Below are 17921 nucleotides of genomic sequence, written 5' to 3'. Positions count from 1 at the left end.
CGCGCGTTATGGCAATCGCGCGATATCAGCATGTGTTTTCGATTAATGGAACCGGAATTCTGATTCCGATTTTTAGGCAAAAAAATCAGCCGTCCGGCAAACCGAGGCAGCGCCGCACCCGAATTTGCAGCCACGACCGCAGTTGCCGGCTGGAGAGCGATAACGGCCCCGGATCGTTCAGCACGCTGTTGACCAGCATGCCGATGATCATCTGCAGCGTGGCGCGCACTTCGAATTCGAGCGACTGGATCGCGTCGCCGCCGGCCTTAATGCCTCGCGACTGTGCCAGCGCGCTAACGAGACGCGGCACGATCATCGCCAGCACCTCGTGATTGGTCGATTTCACGGCGTCCCAGCTGGCTTTGCGTTGCGACGCCCGTAGTAACGACGCGTGATACAGCCCGCGATTGCGCCGGAACGTGATCACGTAAAACGAAATGACGGCGTCGGCGAGCGTGCCCGCATCGTTCGAACGCCAGGCCGGGTCACGCTCGACGGTCTCGCGTACGTGCGCGAGCCCCTCCTGCATCGCCGCGTCCTGGACGACTTCGAAGAAACTGTCCTTGTTGTCGAAGCGCCGATAGAACGCGCCGATCGATGTACCTGCGCGCTCGACGATGTCGTTGATCGACAGGTCGTCGAGATTGCCGCTCGCTTCGATCAACTCGCGTCCGGCTTGCAGCATGCGAACGAGTCCCTGCTGACTGCGCGTCTGACGTGGTGCGGCGATGGCGCTGGGCTGCGCTTCGCGGCCGCGCGGTGAAGTCGTCGTCATGCGGTGTTCAGCCTCGGTTCGCTATTCTGAAAAATTGAAGACTCACGGCAAACCGGAATCTGGATTCCGGATCGTCCGCGATTGGGATCGCTGTGTCAACCGCATCCAGGGTAATCACGAGGGCCGGTCATGCGATCAACCGACCGGCCGTGCAGCGGTCCATTCACGTCGCCAATGACTCGGGATGCAGCAAACCCCGCGCGGCGCGGTTGGCGTCCTCCATCACCTGTTCGGCGAGTCCCAACGCGGAATACGCGGCGGGCGAAGGCGTGCGCTCGGCCAGATACACCAGCGCGAATTCCAGCGCGAGACGCGGCGGATTGACGAGCGGAATGCGCGCCAGCCGCCGCGTTTCCAAATCGCGCCGCACCGCGGACGCCGTGGAAAACAGCACGGCATCGGTCTGCGCCACGACGTCCTTCAGCACCGCTACGTCGTTACATTCGATCTGCAACGGAATCTGCTCGTGTGCACGGTACTTGAGCAGGCGATGCAGGGCGTCCTTCATGAACGCGGGCAAGGTCACCGAGACCAGCGGGAACTCACGCAACGCCGCAAGCTGCACCGTGCCGCGCGCGAACAATGGATGGTCCGGCCGCGCGAACCAGCCGCCCTCGTGACGCGGCAGACGCTGCAACGTGACATCTGGCGTGACGGGCGGCACACGGCGGTCGGTGACGAGAAAATCGACCTGCTCGGCGCGCAGCTTGGCGAACAGCGCATCGCCTTCGCCAAGTTCGATCGACACCTTGATCTTCGGAAAGCGCCGCGTGAACTCCACCAGCAGGTCCGGCAGCAACACGACGGCCGCGTAAGGCCCGAGGCCGATGCGCACCTCGCCGAGCTCATGCGTCTTCAGCAGTTCGACGTCGCGGAACAGGCAGCGCGTTTCGAACAGCACGCGCCGGGCGCGCTCGACCAGCAGCCGCCCGGCCGCCGTCATCGCGACGCCGCGCGCGGCGCGGTCGAACAGCTTCATGCCGACTTCCTCTTCGAGCGCCTGAATGCTGCGGCTCAATGCGGGCTGGCTTAAATGAACCCGCTCTGCCGCGCGCGCAAAGCTGCCTTCCTCGGCGAGCGCGATCAGATGAGTAAGGCGGCGGGAATTGACCTCATGCATAGTTTGCAAGCTCCCGATAACGAGAATGCACTTGAACAATTCAGTTATACCACCTCAAATGGGCGAAAACCCAGCGCCCCGCGCCAGAAATGGAGACACCTTTTGCCCACTTTCCTCAGCAGCACGAAGCGCTGCACGGCGCTAGCCGCCGACACAGCGTCGGCTTATCCCACCCAGGCTCGCGAGACCGCGCAAGGACGCCGCTGGATGATCGTCGCCTCGCTGTTCCTGTTCATGCTGATCAACTTCGCCGACAAGGCCGTGCTCGGTCTTGTCGCGATCCCGCTAATGCATGACATGCAGTTGACGCACAGTCAGTTCGGCCTCGTCGGCAGCGCGTTTTTCCTGTTGTTCTCGATCTCGGGTATCGCCGTCGGTCTGATCGCCGACCGCGTCAATATGAAATGGCTGCTCGCCGCGCTTGCGTTGATCTGGGCGGTCGCGCAATTGCCGCTCGCATGGCCGACGAGCTTTGCCGTGCTGCTGCTGTGTCGCGTTCTGCTGGGGGCGGGCGAAGGACCCGCCTCGCCGCTCGCACTGCATGTGGTCTACACCTGGTTCGACGACCACGAACGCAATCTGCCCACGGCCATCGTTCAACAAGGAGCGACTGCGGGCGTCATCATCGCCGGGCCGTTGCTCACCTATATCTCGCAGCGGTGGCACTGGCACGCGACATTTCTCACGCTCGGCGCCGTCGGCATCGTCTGGACCGTTTTGTGGCTGTGCCTGGGCAAGACGGGTAATCGTCAGCACAACCCGTCACCCGCGTTTGTCGCCGCAGCGGCCGGTCCACGTGCTGCGTCATTGCGCTTTCGGCGCATGCTGAGCGACCGCACGGTTATCGGCGTGATGCTGCAATGCTTTGTTGGCTATGCGGTGATCGCGATTGGCTTCACCTGGGTGCCTGCGTATTTCCGGCTCGGCCTTGGCTTTGGCGCGACCCAGGCGGGTTGGTTGTTCGCGCTGCAAGTCGCGGCGCAGATCCCGCTCGGCATCGCGCTCGCGATGGCTTCGCATCGCATGCTCAAGCGCGGCGTGCCGTCGAAGGTGGCGCGCGGCAAACTGATCAGTGCCGCATGCGTGGTGAGCGGTTTGGCGTACTGCTCGCTGCTGCTCGGTGCGCCGCCGTTCCTCAAGGTGGCGTTGATGGGACTCGCCAGCGCGTTGGCGATCCAGACGTTCACCTTCGGCCCGATGCTAGTCGCCGAAGTCGCACCGGCGGCACGGCGCGGTGCCCTGCTCGCCATCACCAACTCGATCGTTACCACCGCCGGACTGATCGGCCCCGTCGCGATGGGCAAGCTGCTCGGCGCCGCAGGCGACGTGCGTGGCTATGAGATCGGATTCGCGGTAACCGGCACGTTGTTGCTGATCGTGGGTACAGCAGGTTTCGCGTTGATCGATCCGCAACGGTCGAAGCGGCGTATGGAGGGCGCGGCGGGGTGAGACGCGCGGCAGCATGTTCGCCACCGCGAGTTACACCGTGAACGTGAACGGCGAACATCTCAGCACGGTAGAGGGCAATCTGGGCGCGCACCGAAGTAGGCAAGTACTCAGAACTGATGCCGCATGCCCGCCATCAAACCGATCTGGCTACCCTTCTGCGCAAGCCCGACACCGTTGACGCCCTGCAACTGCGCGCCGATCAGGTCACCCCGGTACAGCGAGTAGTCGCCTTCCAGATAGATATCGGTACGTAGAGACAAGTTGTAGTCGGCGACCAGTTGGTACTGCCATGCCGAACCGTTCTGCGCGGCAGTTTTGCCGTCCTGCAGCGTGCGCCAGACATTCGCGGCGAAGTGCCACTTGTTGCTGACCTGCTGTGTGATACCGCCCATGATCATGCGGCGCCGCGAAAAGTCCGTGTACTTGAGCGCGGCCAACGCGGGTGCGGTGAATGGCCCGTTGGCGAAATTCGAAAAGCCGGCGTCATTCTGATCGACGATATAGCCGACGGAGAACCGGGTCAGGTTCCACGTGTACGACCCGCCGAAGGTCCACGCTTTCGCGGCCGCGCCGTTGACCGAATCTTTCGACTCCTGATACGCGCCGCCGAAGGTGAATGGCCCACCCGGCGCGTAAGCCAGCGCCATGCCGATCTGGCTGCCGTACGAATTGCCCGCGTTGCCGCCAAATGCGTAGCCGGCGGCAACATGGAAACCGTTATATTTCGCCTGATACTGCACCTGGTTGCTGGTCCAGATGCCGCCTGTCATCGTCACTTCCGGCTGGAAGCTGAAATCGTATGGAATCCAGATATTGCTGCCGTAGCCGCCGATGGTAATGCCCTCGATCATCACGTTGTACTGACGGCCGAAGATCACCTGCCCAAGGGAATCCGAGCGCACGCCCACTTGCGCTTCATTGAAGAACGGCAAGGTGGGATCGCTTTGGCCGGTATTCATGTAGAAGCGGTTTTCGAGCTTGAAGAACGTCGACCAGCCGCCGCCCAGATCCTCGACGCCCCTTATCCCCCAGCGGCTTTCCGTCATGCCGCCGTTACCGAGTCCGATCGACGAATCGCCGGCCTGGTTTGCGTGGGTCAGATAGTGCACACTTTCGTCGATCACGCCGTAGAGCGTCACACTCGATTGAGCGTGCGCCATTTGACACGCCAGCGCTGCCGGCACCACCGCCATCGCCCACTTGCTTACGCGCTTCATTTCGTCTCCTCATACAGATTCCCGCTTTTCACGGATATTTCGACACCGCCACGCCTGCTGCAAAGTACCGGCACGCTGTTCATCTGAGGCCGCGCAAATCGACAGGTAGGATGCGAAGTCCGCGTTGGAACCTCGCACAACAGCCAATTCAGACTGTTTGAATAAGCTGACGAAATGCGTGTGGGTGAACCTTAGCGCGAAATAGGGGCTGTAAGAAAATAGACTGAAGTAAGTGTTGTTATGTCATCGAAGTGCTTGCAGCCTGAAAGAAGCACGCGTAGGCGATGGGGTCATCGCATTACGGGGCAGATAGCTTTGATATCGTATGACTTATGACAGTGACCCTGCACAACCCATGAGCACCACCGCCCTATCCACGCGCCGCACCCTGGATAGCTTCGCCATCCTGCTGATGATCGGTTTGTGCGCGATCTGGGGACTCCAGCAAGTCGCGATCAAGAGCACCAACGCCGCACTACCACCGGTATTCCAGGCCGGCCTGCGCTCGGCAATCGCAGCCGTGCTGGTATGGGGCTGGGCCCGTTCGCGCGGTACGCCGCTCTTTCGCGACGACGGCACATTGGGCGCCGGCTTGCTCGCGGGCGTGCTGTTCGCCGGGGAATTCGTGTGCATTTTTCTCGGCCTGACGCTGACCAGCGCTTCGCGTATGGCGGTCTTTCTGTACACCGCACCGTGCTTCACGACACTCGGGCTGCACTGGTTCGTCGCTGGCGAGCGCATGCGGCGCACTCAGTGGCTCGGCATCCTGGTGGCGTTTGCCGGCATCGCGCTGGCGTTCGCCGACGGTTTCCTGCATGGCCACGGGGCGCAGGGTTCGACGCTGAAGGGCGTTGCCGGCGACGCGCTCGGCGTGCTGGGCGGCATCACATGGGCCGCGACCACGGTGGTGGTGCGCGCCACACGTCTCGCTTGCACGAGCGCCAGCAAGACGCTGTTCTATCAATTGACGGTGTCGGCGGTGGTGCTGCTCGCGCTCGCACTGGGGCTCGGGCAGGCACGCGTGGAAACCGTCACGCCACTGGCGGTGATGAGCCTCGCGTACCAAGCGGTGATCGTGGCGTTCGTCAGCTATCTGCTGTGGTTCTGGCTGTTGACGCGTTACATCGCGTCGCGCCTTTCGGTGTTTTCGTTCTTGACGCCGTTGTTCGGCGTGACCTTTGGCGTGCTGTTGCTCGGCGAGTCGTTCAGCCTGCGCTTTCTAATGGCCGCGGCGCTGGTGCTGACCGGCATCGCGCTGGTCAATCTGCCGGCGAAGCGGGTCGCCGCTTAAGACGTGGGGCGTTTCACGCGCGCTGCAGGGCGCAGCGCGCTTCCTTCAAGACCGTGCAACGCCACTCAGGCGTCGTCAGTCCCAGTTTCCGCGGCCGCGGCGCCACGCGACGGCGAAGCCGCCACGATCTGCGCCACACGCACATATTCGGCCACCGGCACATCTTCGGCACGGCGTTGCAGATCGAAGCCGAGCGCCTCGAAATCCACCGAATCTCGAAACGCGGCCAGGGTATTACGCAGCATCTTGCGGCGCTGCGAGAAAGCCGCCGTCACGACTTCGCCGAGCACGCGCTCATCCGCGGCCGGCAGTTCATGCACTTCGTACGGAATCATCCGCACGATCGCCGAATCGACTTTCGGCGGCGGGTTGAATGCGTCAGGCGGCACGTCGAGTTGCTTGTCGATCACGTAGCGGTACTGCAGCATCACCGAAAGGCGGCTGAACGCCTTCGTACCCGGTTCCGCCACCATCCGCTCGACAACTTCGTTCTGCAGCATGAAGTGCTGGTCGATCACGCGATCCGCGAATGCGGTCAGATGAAACAGCAGCGGGCTCGAGATGTTGTACGGCAGATTGCCGACAATACGCAGCGACGCCTTCTCACCCGGTGCGGCCAGCGTGCCGAAGTCGAACGCGAGTGCATCGCCCGCGTGCAGCTCGAGCAGGTCGCCGAATTTTGTCTTGAGGCGGCCAATCAGATCGCGATCCAGCTCGACGGCGTGCAACGGCGCTTCGGGCGTCGCCAGACGCTCGATCAGCGGTTCGGTGAGTGCGCCAAGCCCCGGCCCGATCTCGACCATGCGCTCGCCGCGCTGCGGCCGGATCACGTCGACGATCGAATCGATCACGCCCATATCGACCAGAAAATTCTGTCCGAAACGCTTGCGCGCGATATGGCCTTGGTGCCGGCCCGGTTGCTGTCTGCTGGTGGACATCGAAGAAACGCTAAAAAGAGAACTGCTTAAGAATAGGAACAAACCAGGAATACGCACAACGACTGCGCAACGAACGCGCAAACGTCAGGCACCCGGAAAGGAAAACCCAGAAAAGCGCGAACCAAACTGCGCCGCAATCGCTGGATCAGCCCGCGCGGCGGTGTTGGGCCATCGAAACCGCCGTATCGATCGCGGCGATCAGACTGCCCGAGTCGGCACGGCCGGTGCCGGCCAGATCGAGCGCGGTGCCGTGATCGACCGAAGTGCGGATGATCGGCAAGCCGAGCGTGATGTTGATGCCTTCGCCGAACGTTGCGTACTTCAACACTGGCAGGCCCTGGTCGTGGAACATCGCCAGCACGCAATCGGCCTGCTCCAGATAACGCGGCTGAAACAGGGTGTCTGCCGGATAGGGGCCAGGCGCGTCGATGCCTTGATCGTTCGCGAGCTTCAGGGCGGGAGAAATCACCTCGATTTCCTCGCGGCCCAGATAACCGTTTTCGCCCGCATGCGGGTTCAACCCCGTCACGAGGATACGCGGCGCAGGCAGGCCAAAGTGGTGACGCAGATCGTGATCGATGATGCGCAGCGTCTCGACGATGCCTTCGATCGTCAGCGCGGCAGAGACGTCTTTGAGCGGCAGATGCGTGGTAGCGAGGGCAACGCGCAACGGGCGCTTGCCGGTGCCGGCCAGCATCATCACCACGCGCGGCGTGTGCGTGCGCTCGGCGAGGTATTCCGTGTGCCCGGTGAACGGCACACCGGCATCGTTGATGGTGCTTTTTTGCAGCGGCGCCGTAACGATGGCGTCGAAGGTGCCGGCCACGGCGCCGTCGATCGCGCTGTCGAGCAGATCGAGCACGTAGCGGCCGTTGGCGGCGTTCAGCTTGCCGGCCAGCGAGGGGACGCCGAGCGGCCGATGCTGCACCCGCACGCGCTTGCCGTCCGCCACCAGCGCAGCCCAGTCGACGCCTACCGCACGCGCTCGCTCCGCCAGCAAATCCGCATCGCCCAGCACGGTGAACTCGGCGCCGGGCCAATGCGCCGCCGCGCCCGCCAGCGCCTGCGCGGTCAGCTCGGGACCGACGCCGGCAGGCTCGCCGGTCGTGATCGCGATCTGCAACGGCAGGCTGGTGGACTGCGCGGCGCTTGTCATGACGGTTATTGCGCGCTCGTCAACTGCGGCTTCACTTCCACATAGGCGGTATCGCGCAGTTCGCGCAACCAGTCGGCGTAGGCCTGTTCCGCCTTGCGCTGGCCGATTGCCTGACGCGCCAGATCCATCTGCTGCGAAACCGAGCCTTCCGATTCGCGACGGCCTATCACCTGAATCAGGTGATAGCCGTATTCGCTGCGCACCGGGTCGCTGATCTGACCGTCCTGCAAGTTGTTCATGGCGCGTTCGAATTCCGGCACCGTCTCGCCCGGGCTGATCCAGCCGAGGTCGCCGCCTTGCGACGACGAACCGTCTTGCGAGTAGGTGTGCGCGAACTTGGCGAAGTCGCCGCCTGCGGCGATCTGGTTCTTGATTTCGAGCAGCTTCTGACGCGCTTGCGGCTCGGACATGCCGTCGCCGACGCGCAGCAGAATGTGGCGAACGTGCGTCTGTACGAGCTTCGGTGCATCGGAGCTGGTGCCCTGGCCCGCGCGACGATCGACGAGGCGCACGATTTCGAAGCCGTCGTTGGTACGGATCAGATCCGGGCTGACTTCGCCCGGGCGCAGCGACGAGGCGGCCTTGACGAACTCAGGCGGCAGCTTGGACGGCGTCACGAAACCCGTATCGCCGCCTTTCGAGGCATCCGGTGCTTGCGAATTCGACTTCGCCAGCTTTTCGAAGTTGGCGCCGCCTTTGGCTTCGGTCAGCAGAGCCTGAGCCTTTTGCTGCGCGGCTTCGATGTCGGTTTCCGAGGCGTTCAGCGGCGCCTTCAGGAAGATGTGCTGAATGTGCAGATCGCTCGTCAGACCGGAGTTCGGTCCGCGCTGGCTGGCGATGTAGTTCGCGACCTCGGCGTCCGACACCGTGACCTTGCTGTCCACTTCCTTCTCACGCAGACGCGAGAGCGTGAGCTCGGTGCGCGCGTCGTTCGTGAAGGTGGTCCAGGGCACGCCTTGCGCCTCGATACGCGCACGGTACATCTCGAGTGTCAGGTTGTTCGCCTGCGCGAGCCGCTCGAGCGTTTTTTGCACAGCGGCGTCGTCGATATTGATGCCGTCTTCTTTCGCCTTCTGCAGCTGGATGCGTTCCAGCACCATCTGGTTGAGCACCTGCTGGCGCAACTGGTCCATCGGCGGGACCGGCGCGTTCTGCTGGTTCAGCCGGCGGGTGATCAGGCCGATGCGCTCGTCGAGCTCGCGCCGCGTGATGACACCGTTGTTGACCACTGCGGCAATGGTGTCGACCGTCTGGCCGCTATTGCCGGACAGCGCCTGCGCCTGAACCGGCGCAACCGACAGGAAAGACGCCGCGGCGACCAGACCGGCCGCAAGCGTTGCCAAGCGAAGCTTTTTCATGATTGCCACAGATACTCCAATGATGTCGGGCGCGCCTGGCCCGTCTTTTCGCATGCTATAAATGATCGGGCGAGCGTCATTCGTAATTGGTGAAACGCGCTTCCGGCGGCGGCGGCGGGGGCAATGGCGTATAGCCCGCCACGCTGCTGCGGAACGCGGAAATCAGCCCGTTGTCGACGCTCGACAAGCCCTTGAACGTCAACTGCGCGAGAAACCGCGTGCTCGACTGATTCTGCCCCGAAGTATTCAGACCGTTCGCATAGCGCTGGATCCCGGCGCCGAGCGTCCAGCAATCGGCGTCGTATTGCAGCCCGACCAGACCGTCGACGATCCGATGCCCGCCCAGGTCGTAATTGAAACGGCCTACCCCGTACACACGGTGCGTCAGCGGCCACTGGCCCGAAATCAGCACCTGGTTGATCGGCTGGTTATCCAGCGTGGTGTTCGCGCGGGTGTAGCGATACGCGACATTGATCACCTTGCCGCTGGCCGGACTGAACCCGAAGCCGATGCTCGTCTTCGTCAACTGGTTGTTGTCGGCATTATATTGGAACGCAGTTTCCGACGCGAAACCGGCGCCGAGCTTGAGCGACGCACCCGCGATCAGGTCCGAGTGCGTGGCCTGCGTGCTGGTCTGCGTAGGCAGCAGCGTGACGCGCTGATCCTGGAAGTAATACTGCTGCGCGATCACGAAACGCGCGCGTTCGTCGCCCGTGGCCGGGTTGATGAAGCGTGTGGTAATCGCCGCGGTCAGACGGTTCGCGTCGGCGATCCGGTCGTTACCGACGAAGGTGTTCGGCGTGAAGATTTCCGCCAGCCCGAAGTCGGAGTCAGCCGTATCGAACAGCGGCGCGTTTTCCTGGTTGCGGTACGGCGTATAGACGTAGTAGAGCCGCGGCTCCAGCGTCTGGATGTAATCCTCGCCGAAGATCCGCACCGAACGGTCGAAAATCAGCCCGGTGTCAAAGGAGAGCGTCGGGATCGACTCGGTGAAATTCTTCGGCGTGCCGGCCGTAGCGATGTTGTTCAGGTTGTACGACGCAAAGTGCCACTGCACCTTCGGCGTAACGAAGTAACCCGGTCCGACCACCGAATACGACAGGTACGGGTTGAACATCACCCGCTGACCCTGGGTCGTGTCCGCGGTGGTGATGCGGAAGTTCGTGTAGTCGGCTTCCGCGCCGTAGTCGAAACCGCCGACGTTGTACTTCGCGTACTTCACGTTCAACTGCGGCTCGCGGCCGTACGGCGCCACCGAAGGCGTCAGCGTCTGCCAGTGCTGTTCACGGGCCAGCACGGACCACGGGCCGTTGTTATAGGTCACCCCGGCTTCCTGTTGATACAGGAGCTGGGTGCCGTTCATGAACTGACTGACCGACGACGACAGGTCTTCCGGATACGTGTTGTCCGAGACCTTGTTGTAGTAGATGTAACCGCCGAACCCGTTGCCGAAGTTCTGGTTGTGCTGGATATACAGCGCGTAGCGGTTAGTCTTCGTCAGACGGTCGTCCGGCAGGTATTCACCGGTGATCGAGCCCGAGTACGTGGGCGACAGATAACGGAAGGTCGACTGCAACTGCACGCCGCGCTTCGAGATCAGCCGCGGCGTCACGGTCAGGTCGCGATTCGGTGCGATATTGAAGTAGTACGGCACCGACAGTTCGAAGCCGTTCGACGAACTCAGCGAGAACGTGGGCGGCAGAACCCCGCTGCGCCGATCGCCCGATAGCGGGAACGACAACCACGGCGAAGCGAATACCGGCACGCCCTGGAAGAACAGCACGCTGTTGTACGCAACGCCTTCGTCCGCGCCGGTGTCGAAATCGAACTCGCTGCCCTTGAGATACCAGCCCGGCTTGTCCGTGCATGAGCAAGCCGTGTATGTGCCCTTCGTGAACACCGAACGTTCGCTGTCGAGCAGGTCGACGCGCTCCGCGCTGCCCGAGCCGCCCGTCACGTTGAAGTGGTACTTCGGCGCGGACATGAAGCCTTCACTCGAGTCCACCCGCATATGCGCTTCCGGGCCGGTGAACGCGGCGCCGTTGTTGTTCAGGAAAACCTGGCCGTATGCGTCGGCCATGTCCGTGTCCTGATCGTAGTGCAGCGCGTCGGCCTTGATCACGAAGGTATTGCGCCGCACCTCGGCCGAGCCTTTCGCGGCCATGTCCTGGTCGGTGGTGCCGCTCGTCGTGTCGCCGAGCACAAAGGTGGCCGCCTTCTGGCCGGTCTGCAATGGATGTTCTTCGAGCTGCGGGGCGAGCTGCATGCCCCATGGCGCGTCGATAGGTTGCGGCTGCGCGGCTTCCCCCACCAGCTGGGCGTGCGCAAGCGCGGGCATCAGGCCCGGAACGGCGATCAACGCCGCGACGAGCCGCCTTTTGCGCGGGACTACAGCACAAGAGGGAGTCGTTTGGGAAAGCTGTCTAGGCGGCATGTATCGTTTGGCGAATCGGCCCGTCCGTCAGCTTTTGTAGTCACGATCCACCGCCTGCACATCCCGACCGTGACAGTCGGCTGCACATCAATATTTACAATCTGTCGAACGATGAGGCGGGCGGTAGAGCGGACACGCGAAAGCTGGCGTGAGTCGCGTCAAAAAAGTCGTGGGGTATTATATGGCAAGACGTTGCCCCTCTGAATTTGCTGCCGGTTTTCATGACGCTCCCCCCTGCCAAAAACGCTACCCAAGATTACTCCGACAGCCGCCTCGAACTGCTCAAGGCCTGGCTGAACGCCCACGCAGCGCGCTATGCGCTTGATCTCGGCACACTTCTCCCGGCTTCGTCCGACGCCAGTTTCCGGCGCTATTTCCGGCTCGCCGGTAAGGCGGCGGAAGGCGAAAGCACCGGCACCCTGATCGCTGTCGATGCCCCGCCCCCCGAAAAGTGCCGCGAATTTGTGCAAATCGCACAATTGCTCGAGGCCGCCAACGTACATGTACCGCGCGTGCTGGAGGTCGATTTCGACGCCGGCTTCATGCTCGTCACCGATCTGGGCACCGATTCCTACCTCGGCGCGCTGACCGAGGCGCAAAACGGCGACGACCCGCGTCGCGCCCGCTCGCTGATGCACGACGCGCTCGACGCGCTGATCCGCTGGCAGCTCACCTCGCGCGAAGGCGTGCTGCCGCCGTTCGACGAAGCCTTCCTGCGCCGTGAGATGGAGTTGCTGCCCGAGTGGTTCATCGGCCGCCATCTGGGCCGCGAGGTCGACGATAAGACCCGTGCGCTGCTCGATCGCACCTTCGCGCTGCTGATCGCGAGCGCCCGGGCGCAACCGCAAGTGTTCATGCTGCGCGATTTCATGCCGCGCAATCTGATGGTCGCTGCCCTGCCGAACCCCGTGAATCCCGGCGTGCTGGACTTCCAGGACGCGGTGTACGGCCCGATCACGTACGACGTCGCCTCCTTGCTGCGCGATGCATTCCTCAGTTGGGACGAAGAGTTCGAGCTGGATTGCTTCGTGTACTACTGGGAGCGCGCGAAAAAAGCCGGGCTGCCGGTCGATCCGGATTTCGGAGAGTTCTACCGCCAGCTCGAATGGATGGGTCTGCAACGACACATCAAGGTGCTGGGGCTGTTCTGCCGGATCAATTACCGCGACAGCAAGCCGCATTACATGAAAGATCTGCCGCGTTTCATCGGCTATGCCCGCAAGGTCGCGGAACGCTATGCGCCGCTGCGTCCGTTCGCGAAGCTGCTCGACGAGCTCGAAGGCCGCGCGAATGAAGTCGGCTACACGTTCTGACCGATGACGATGTCTCTGAAGAAAGCGATGATCTTCGCCGCCGGGCGCGGCGAGCGCATGCGTCCGTTGACCGACACATGCCCGAAGCCTTTGCTCGAAGTGGGTGGCAAGCCGTTGATCGTGTGGCAGATCGAACGCCTCGCGCACGCCGGTTTTCAAACCATTGTGATCAATCACGCGTGGCTCGGCGAACAGATCGAGGCCGCGCTCGGCGACGGTTCGCGCTGGGGGGTGCAATTGCGCTATTCAGCCGAGCATGAAGCCTTGGAAACTGCTGGCGGGATCGTGCAGGCGTTGCCGCTGCTCGAAGATGACGGCGCTAGCGAAGTGTTCGTCGCGGTAAGCGGTGACGTGTACGCGGATTTCGATTGCGCCGCGCTGAACGCTCGCGCTGAGACGCTCGCGGCATTGCGCGAGCCCGGCATGCATCTGGTGATGGTGCCGAACCCGGCGTTTCATCCGAACGGCGACTTTGGTCTGGTCGACGGAATGCTGTCGCTCGAGGCGCAACCGCGCTTTACGTTCGGCAATATCGGTCTGTACGACACGCGTATGTTTCGCGATCTGCCGCGCGGCACGCGGCGCGCGCTCACGCCTTACTATCGCGCGACGATTGCAAACGGTCTCGCGAGCGGCGAGTTGTATGAAGGATTGTGGGAAAATGTCGGTACGCCGGCGCAACTGCAGGCTTTAGATCAGCGTGTGAGTGCACGCTGAGTACTCGAGGGTGATGAGCGGCAGGAAGCGATAACACGCCGCCCAACGCCGCCGCAAAACTCACCGCCCGCCATCCCCCGCACCCACCGTTTCAGCCGACTCCGGCGCCTCTGCGGCACGTTGCTGCTGCAAGGCCCACATCTGCGCGAACAAGCCGTTCGCCTGCAGCAACTCGGCGTACGTCCCACGCTCGACGATCCGTCCTTTGTCCATCACGATGATCTGCTGCGCGTGCACAACTGTCGAAAGCCGGTGGGCGATGATCAGCGTCGTACGCTCGCGGGCGATCTGATCGAGCTCGTGCTGGATCGCGCGCTCCGAGCGCGAATCGAGCGCCGACGTCGCTTCGTCGAACAGCAGGATCGGCGGATTCTTGAGGATGGTCCGCGCAATCGCGACACGCTGCTTTTCTCCACCGGACAACTTCAGGCCACGCTCGCCGACGGGCGTCTCGTACCCCTTCGGCAGCCCTTCGATGAAGTCGTGAATATGCGCCGCACGCGCCGCCGCGATCACTTCCTCGCGCGTGGCCGATGGGCGGCCATAAGCAATGTTGTAGTAGATCGAATCGTTGAACAGCACCGTATCCTGCGGCACGATGCCGATCGAAGCACGCAGCGAATCCTGTGTGACGTCGCGAATATCCTGACCGTCGATGGTGATCGCGCCGCCCGTCGCCCGGTCCAGATCGTAGAAGCGGAACATCAGCCGCGCGAGTGTCGATTTGCCCGAACCGCTATGGCCCACCACCGCCGTGGTGGCGCCCGCCGGAATCGTGAAGCTGACGTCGTGCAGAATCTGCCGCGCCGGCTCATACGAGAAGTTCACATGCTCGAAGCGCACCTGCGCACCGCTCACCCGCAACTCGGGCGCGTCCGGCACGTCGGGCACTTCCTGGGCCGCGCCAAGCAACGTGAACATGCGGTCCATGTCGGTGAGGCTTTGCTTCAGCTCCCGATACACGACGCCGAGAAAATTCAGCGGAATATAGAGCTGCAACATGAAGGTGTTGATCAACACCAGATCGCCGAGCGTGAGGCGCCCGGCCATCACGCCTTCAGTTGCGCGCCACAGAATGAACACGAGCCCCGTGCCGATGATCGCCTGCTGCCCGAAGTTCAGCGCCGACAGCGAGCGCTGCGATTTGATCGCGGCCGTGCGATAGCGCTTGAGGTTTTCGTCGTAACGGTGCGCTTCCCACTCTTCGTTGCCGAAGTACTTCACTGTCTCGTAGTTGAGCAGCGAATCGATCGCGCGCGAATTCGCCTTTGAATCGAGGTCGTTCATCGTGCGGCGAAAATGCGTGCGCCACTCGGTGACCTTCACTGTGAACGTGATGTACACGGCAAGTGCAATGAACGTGACGATCGCGTAATACGCCTCGTATTTGACGACGAAAAAACCCAGCACGAGGCCGACTTCGACCAGGGTCGGCAAGATGCTGTACAGCGAATACGAAATCAGTTGAGTGATGCCGCGTGTACCGCGCTCGATATCGCGCGACATGCCGCCCGTCTGCCGATCGAGGTGGAACCGCAAAGACAGCGCATGCAGATGGCGGAACACTTTCAGCGCGAGTTGCCGCACCGCGCTTTCGGTCACCTTCGAGAACAGGATTTCGCGCAGTTCGGTAAAGAGCGATGTGGACAACCGCACCACCGCATAGGCGACCACCAGCAAACCGACCCCGCCCAGCAGCACGATGGCCGGCGAATCGTGCGCGCGGCCGAGCGCGGTGAGATGCTGCACCGACGCGAGGCTGTCGACGATCCGTTTCATCACGATCGGCACGCCGAGATTGGCGACCTTCGCGCCGATCAGGCAGCTCAGCGCGAAGCCGACGCGCCATTTATAGGTGGCGAGGTAGGGCAGCAGCGACAGGATCGTTTGCCAGTCGTTGCGCGGCTGGGTCGAGATCGGGGATGGTTCGGACGAGGGCGTACGGCGCATGGGATCGGCTGGGGAGTGTATGGAAGCGACGGAGGCTCGCAGGAGCGTCGACCGGCAGCGTGCCAAGGCTGGCATCCTGCTTTTTGTCGCGCGACCCGGCTGGGCGCTTTCCCGTACAATTCCTGATCTTTCTATTGTCGCAGAAGCTGGCTGGCGCCGCTTTTCATCCCCATGACCGATATTCTTCAACTTCCGCAAAAGCCGTGCGCGCTGCGCGTCATGCCGCAACCGTCGGACGCGAATGTCCACGGCGACGTGTTCGGCGGCTGGATCATGGCGCAAGTGGATATTGCCGGTTCGATTCCGGCAAGCCGCCGCGCCAACGGGCGGGTGGCGACCATCGCGGTCAATTCGTTCGTCTTCAAGCAGCCGGTGTTCGTCGGCGATCTGCTGAGCTTCTACGCGGATATCGTCAAGACGGGCACCACGTCGGTGACGGTGGCGGTCGAGGTTTACGCGCAGCGCATGAGCCTGACCGAAGAGCTCGTGAAGGTCACCGAGGCAACCCTGACCTATGTCGCAACCGACAGTGACCGGCGCCCGCGCGCGCTGCCGGTGCTCGACTGAGCGGCGAACTTTGAACGAAAAACGAGGCGCATGGGCGCCTCGTTTGGTTTCATACGTCGTACTTTGCCGGGATCCCCAGCGCAAGCACAACAGAGCCGGCAACCTTCATCCGGCCCGCAGCCGCTTACTGGCTCGCCGCCGCGCCCGCTGCCGCCTTCTTCTGCGCATTCTGGAGATCCGTCGGATAGTTCGGATCGTTGCGCGACGGGTTGTACCCGTTGCTTTCCAGCTGCTTCAACTCGGCGTTCTTCTTAGCCCGCGCCTGCTTGCGAGCGGCCTTCCGTTGCGCCTTGGCGGCGGCCTTCGATGCGGCGGCCGACGGCGCGGCGGCAGCGGCTTCATCACCCGCCGGCGCACTACCGGCGGTTTGCGCGAACACCGGTGCAACCGAAGCCACACTCAGTACAACCGATGTCAACAGCACAGCCCATTTCTTTGCAGGTGAAGACGTCATTTCTCTCTCCAGTCGGATTGGCAAATATTCGACGGCGAAACGCCCGTGACCAAGTGCGAGCAGCGAAAAGCGGGCGCAACGCCACGTGAATCGATGCTTCGTGGTTCCCAGCGAAGTCAGAGATGGGAATCCCAAATATATACGAGTGCCCCTCGCGCGCAAACCGGTAATCCCCCCGTAAGCGAAAGTCTGCGCGCGCCAATCGTCCTGGAATCTCACCCGCCGCTACGCAAATAGACGTCGACCTGCGCTTCGATCCACTGCGCAAAATGGGCCTGCTTCGCGTTCAGAGTCTCGCGTTGCTGCCACACCAGCCAGTACGGATACCGGTACGGCACGCGGATATCGGTGATCTGCACCAGATCGCCGCGGGCCAGCGCGTGCGCGACCAGACTGCGCCGTTCGAGCGCGATGCCCTGCCCCAGCAAGACCGCGCCCAGCACGATGTTCGAATCGTTTGCAGACAGCACAACCGCCTCGGCGGCCGGCTCCGCCACCTGCGCCGCCTGGCACCATTCGGCCCACGGCGTGTTGGGGCTGGAGATCAACGGACACGCGATCACGTCCTCGGCTGTAACGGGGAGGCGGCCCCCCGGCGCGAGCGTGAAGTGTGGCGCCGCGACTGCCAGTACTTCGTCGTCGAACAGTTTCTGCTGCGCCACATCGGGCCAATGCCCTTGCCCCATGCGAATGCCGATGTCACTCACACCCTGGCGCAAATCCTCGACCTGCAGACTCGTCAGCAGACGGACCCGGTAGTACGGATGTGTCTCGCGGAAACTCGCGAGACGCGGCACGAGCCAATGCTGCGCAAACGACGGCACGGTCGCGACGACCAATTCGCTTTCGTGTGGGCGCGCCTGCACGCGGCGCGTCGCCCGCGTAATGTCGCGCAACGCCGAGCGTATTTCCAGCGCGTAGAGCCGGCCTTCCTCGGTGGGTCGCAGGCCGCGCGCTTCGCGCACGAACAGCGCGACGCCCATCGAATCTTCCAGCACCTTGATCTGCTGGCTCACCGCCGAGTGCGTGACATGCAATTCGCGCGCGGCCTGGGTCACACCGCCCAGGCGGGCGACGGCTTCGAAGCAGCGCAGAGCAGTGAGGGGTGGGATCGGCTTCATGTAAGAAATTCTGACGTAAACCGTCGATTAATGTCGCTTTTTTTGACTCGCCGAGCGCTTT

15 protein-coding genes are annotated in these 17921 nt (G+C 62.8%); 5 read left to right on the top strand and 10 right to left on the bottom strand.

The window, feature by feature from the left end; genetic code table 11:
• Positions 1-85: 85 nt before the first annotated feature.
• Both KHO30_RS27685 and KHO30_RS27680 read right to left on the bottom strand, forming a co-directional pair.
• A complete protein-coding gene (locus tag KHO30_RS27685; protein WP_211702928.1) occupies positions 86-775 on the bottom strand; it encodes a TetR/AcrR family transcriptional regulator in 690 nt (229 codons plus the stop codon).
• A 163-nt stretch (positions 776-938) separates the two neighbouring features.
• On the bottom strand, positions 939-1895 hold the full coding sequence (locus KHO30_RS27680; protein ID WP_211702927.1) for a LysR family transcriptional regulator: 957 nt from the start codon (positions 1893-1895) through the stop codon (positions 939-941).
• A 102-nt stretch (positions 1896-1997) separates the two neighbouring features.
• Here KHO30_RS27680 and KHO30_RS27675 point away from each other — a divergent pair, with 102 nt between their 5' ends.
• Complete coding sequence (locus tag KHO30_RS27675) at positions 1998-3344, top strand: MFS transporter (RefSeq protein ID WP_211702926.1); 1347 nt, start codon at positions 1998-2000, stop codon at positions 3342-3344.
• Between the two features lie 107 nt (positions 3345-3451).
• Here the strand turns inward: KHO30_RS27675 and KHO30_RS27670 are convergent, their stop codons facing one another.
• Positions 3452-4561, bottom strand: a complete 1110-nt coding sequence (locus KHO30_RS27670; protein WP_093646529.1) for a porin — start codon at positions 4559-4561, stop codon at positions 3452-3454.
• Positions 4562-4916: 355 nt separating this feature from the next.
• Between KHO30_RS27670 and KHO30_RS27665 the strand changes: the two genes are divergently transcribed.
• Complete coding sequence (locus KHO30_RS27665) at positions 4917-5852, top strand: DMT family transporter (RefSeq protein WP_093646527.1); 936 nt, start codon at positions 4917-4919, stop codon at positions 5850-5852.
• Between the two features lie 65 nt (positions 5853-5917).
• Here KHO30_RS27665 and rsmA read toward each other — a convergent pair whose 3' ends face one another.
• The 4 genes from rsmA to KHO30_RS27645 all read right to left on the bottom strand — a co-directional run bounded on the left by rsmA (position 5918) and on the right by KHO30_RS27645 (position 11738).
• A complete protein-coding gene (gene rsmA, locus KHO30_RS27660) occupies positions 5918-6790 on the bottom strand; it encodes a 16S rRNA (adenine(1518)-N(6)/adenine(1519)-N(6))-dimethyltransferase RsmA (RefSeq protein WP_211702925.1) in 873 nt (290 codons plus the stop codon).
• 145 nt (positions 6791-6935) lie between these two features.
• The gene (gene pdxA, locus KHO30_RS27655) at positions 6936-7946 is read right to left on the bottom strand and encodes a 4-hydroxythreonine-4-phosphate dehydrogenase PdxA (protein ID WP_211702924.1); all 1011 of its coding nucleotides are present in this window, start codon (positions 7944-7946) and stop codon (positions 6936-6938) included.
• Positions 7947-7951: 5 nt separating this feature from the next.
• The gene (locus KHO30_RS27650) at positions 7952-9313 is read right to left on the bottom strand and encodes a peptidylprolyl isomerase (protein ID WP_093646520.1); all 1362 of its coding nucleotides are present in this window, start codon (positions 9311-9313) and stop codon (positions 7952-7954) included.
• 67 nt (positions 9314-9380) lie between these two features.
• Positions 9381-11738 carry an LPS-assembly protein LptD gene (locus KHO30_RS27645; protein ID WP_200652772.1) on the bottom strand — a complete coding sequence of 786 codons (2358 nt, stop codon included), beginning with the start codon at positions 11736-11738 and terminating at the stop codon, positions 9381-9383.
• 221 nt (positions 11739-11959) lie between these two features.
• Here KHO30_RS27645 and KHO30_RS27640 point away from each other — a divergent pair, with 221 nt between their 5' ends.
• Both KHO30_RS27640 and murU read left to right on the top strand, forming a co-directional pair.
• On the top strand, positions 11960-13051 hold the full coding sequence (locus tag KHO30_RS27640; RefSeq protein WP_211702923.1) for an aminoglycoside phosphotransferase family protein: 1092 nt from the start codon (positions 11960-11962) through the stop codon (positions 13049-13051).
• A gap of 3 nt (positions 13052-13054) precedes the next feature.
• Positions 13055-13768 carry an N-acetylmuramate alpha-1-phosphate uridylyltransferase MurU gene (gene murU, locus KHO30_RS27635; protein ID WP_211702922.1) on the top strand — a complete coding sequence of 238 codons (714 nt, stop codon included), beginning with the start codon at positions 13055-13057 and terminating at the stop codon, positions 13766-13768.
• Positions 13769-13828: 60 nt separating this feature from the next.
• Here the strand turns inward: murU and KHO30_RS27630 are convergent, their stop codons facing one another.
• On the bottom strand, positions 13829-15718 hold the full coding sequence (locus KHO30_RS27630) for an ABCB family ABC transporter ATP-binding protein/permease (protein WP_200652769.1): 1890 nt from the start codon (positions 15716-15718) through the stop codon (positions 13829-13831).
• Positions 15719-15889: 171 nt separating this feature from the next.
• Between KHO30_RS27630 and KHO30_RS27625 the strand changes: the two genes are divergently transcribed.
• On the top strand, positions 15890-16285 hold the full coding sequence (locus KHO30_RS27625) for an acyl-CoA thioesterase (RefSeq protein ID WP_093646508.1): 396 nt from the start codon (positions 15890-15892) through the stop codon (positions 16283-16285).
• A gap of 124 nt (positions 16286-16409) precedes the next feature.
• Here the strand turns inward: KHO30_RS27625 and KHO30_RS27620 are convergent, their stop codons facing one another.
• A complete protein-coding gene (locus KHO30_RS27620; RefSeq protein ID WP_093646506.1) occupies positions 16410-16739 on the bottom strand; it encodes a DUF4148 domain-containing protein in 330 nt (109 codons plus the stop codon).
• A gap of 215 nt (positions 16740-16954) precedes the next feature.
• The gene (locus KHO30_RS27615; protein ID WP_211702921.1) at positions 16955-17860 is read right to left on the bottom strand and encodes a LysR substrate-binding domain-containing protein; all 906 of its coding nucleotides are present in this window, start codon (positions 17858-17860) and stop codon (positions 16955-16957) included.
• Between the last annotated feature and the right edge of the window lie 61 nt (positions 17861-17921).

The sequence above is a fragment of the Paraburkholderia aspalathi genome, from assembly GCF_905220735.1.
Classification (GTDB): domain Bacteria; phylum Pseudomonadota; class Gammaproteobacteria; order Burkholderiales; family Burkholderiaceae; genus Paraburkholderia; species Paraburkholderia aspalathi.
The sequence above is the reverse complement of the archived record's forward strand: the minus strand, read 5'-3'. Positions and strand labels throughout refer to the sequence as shown.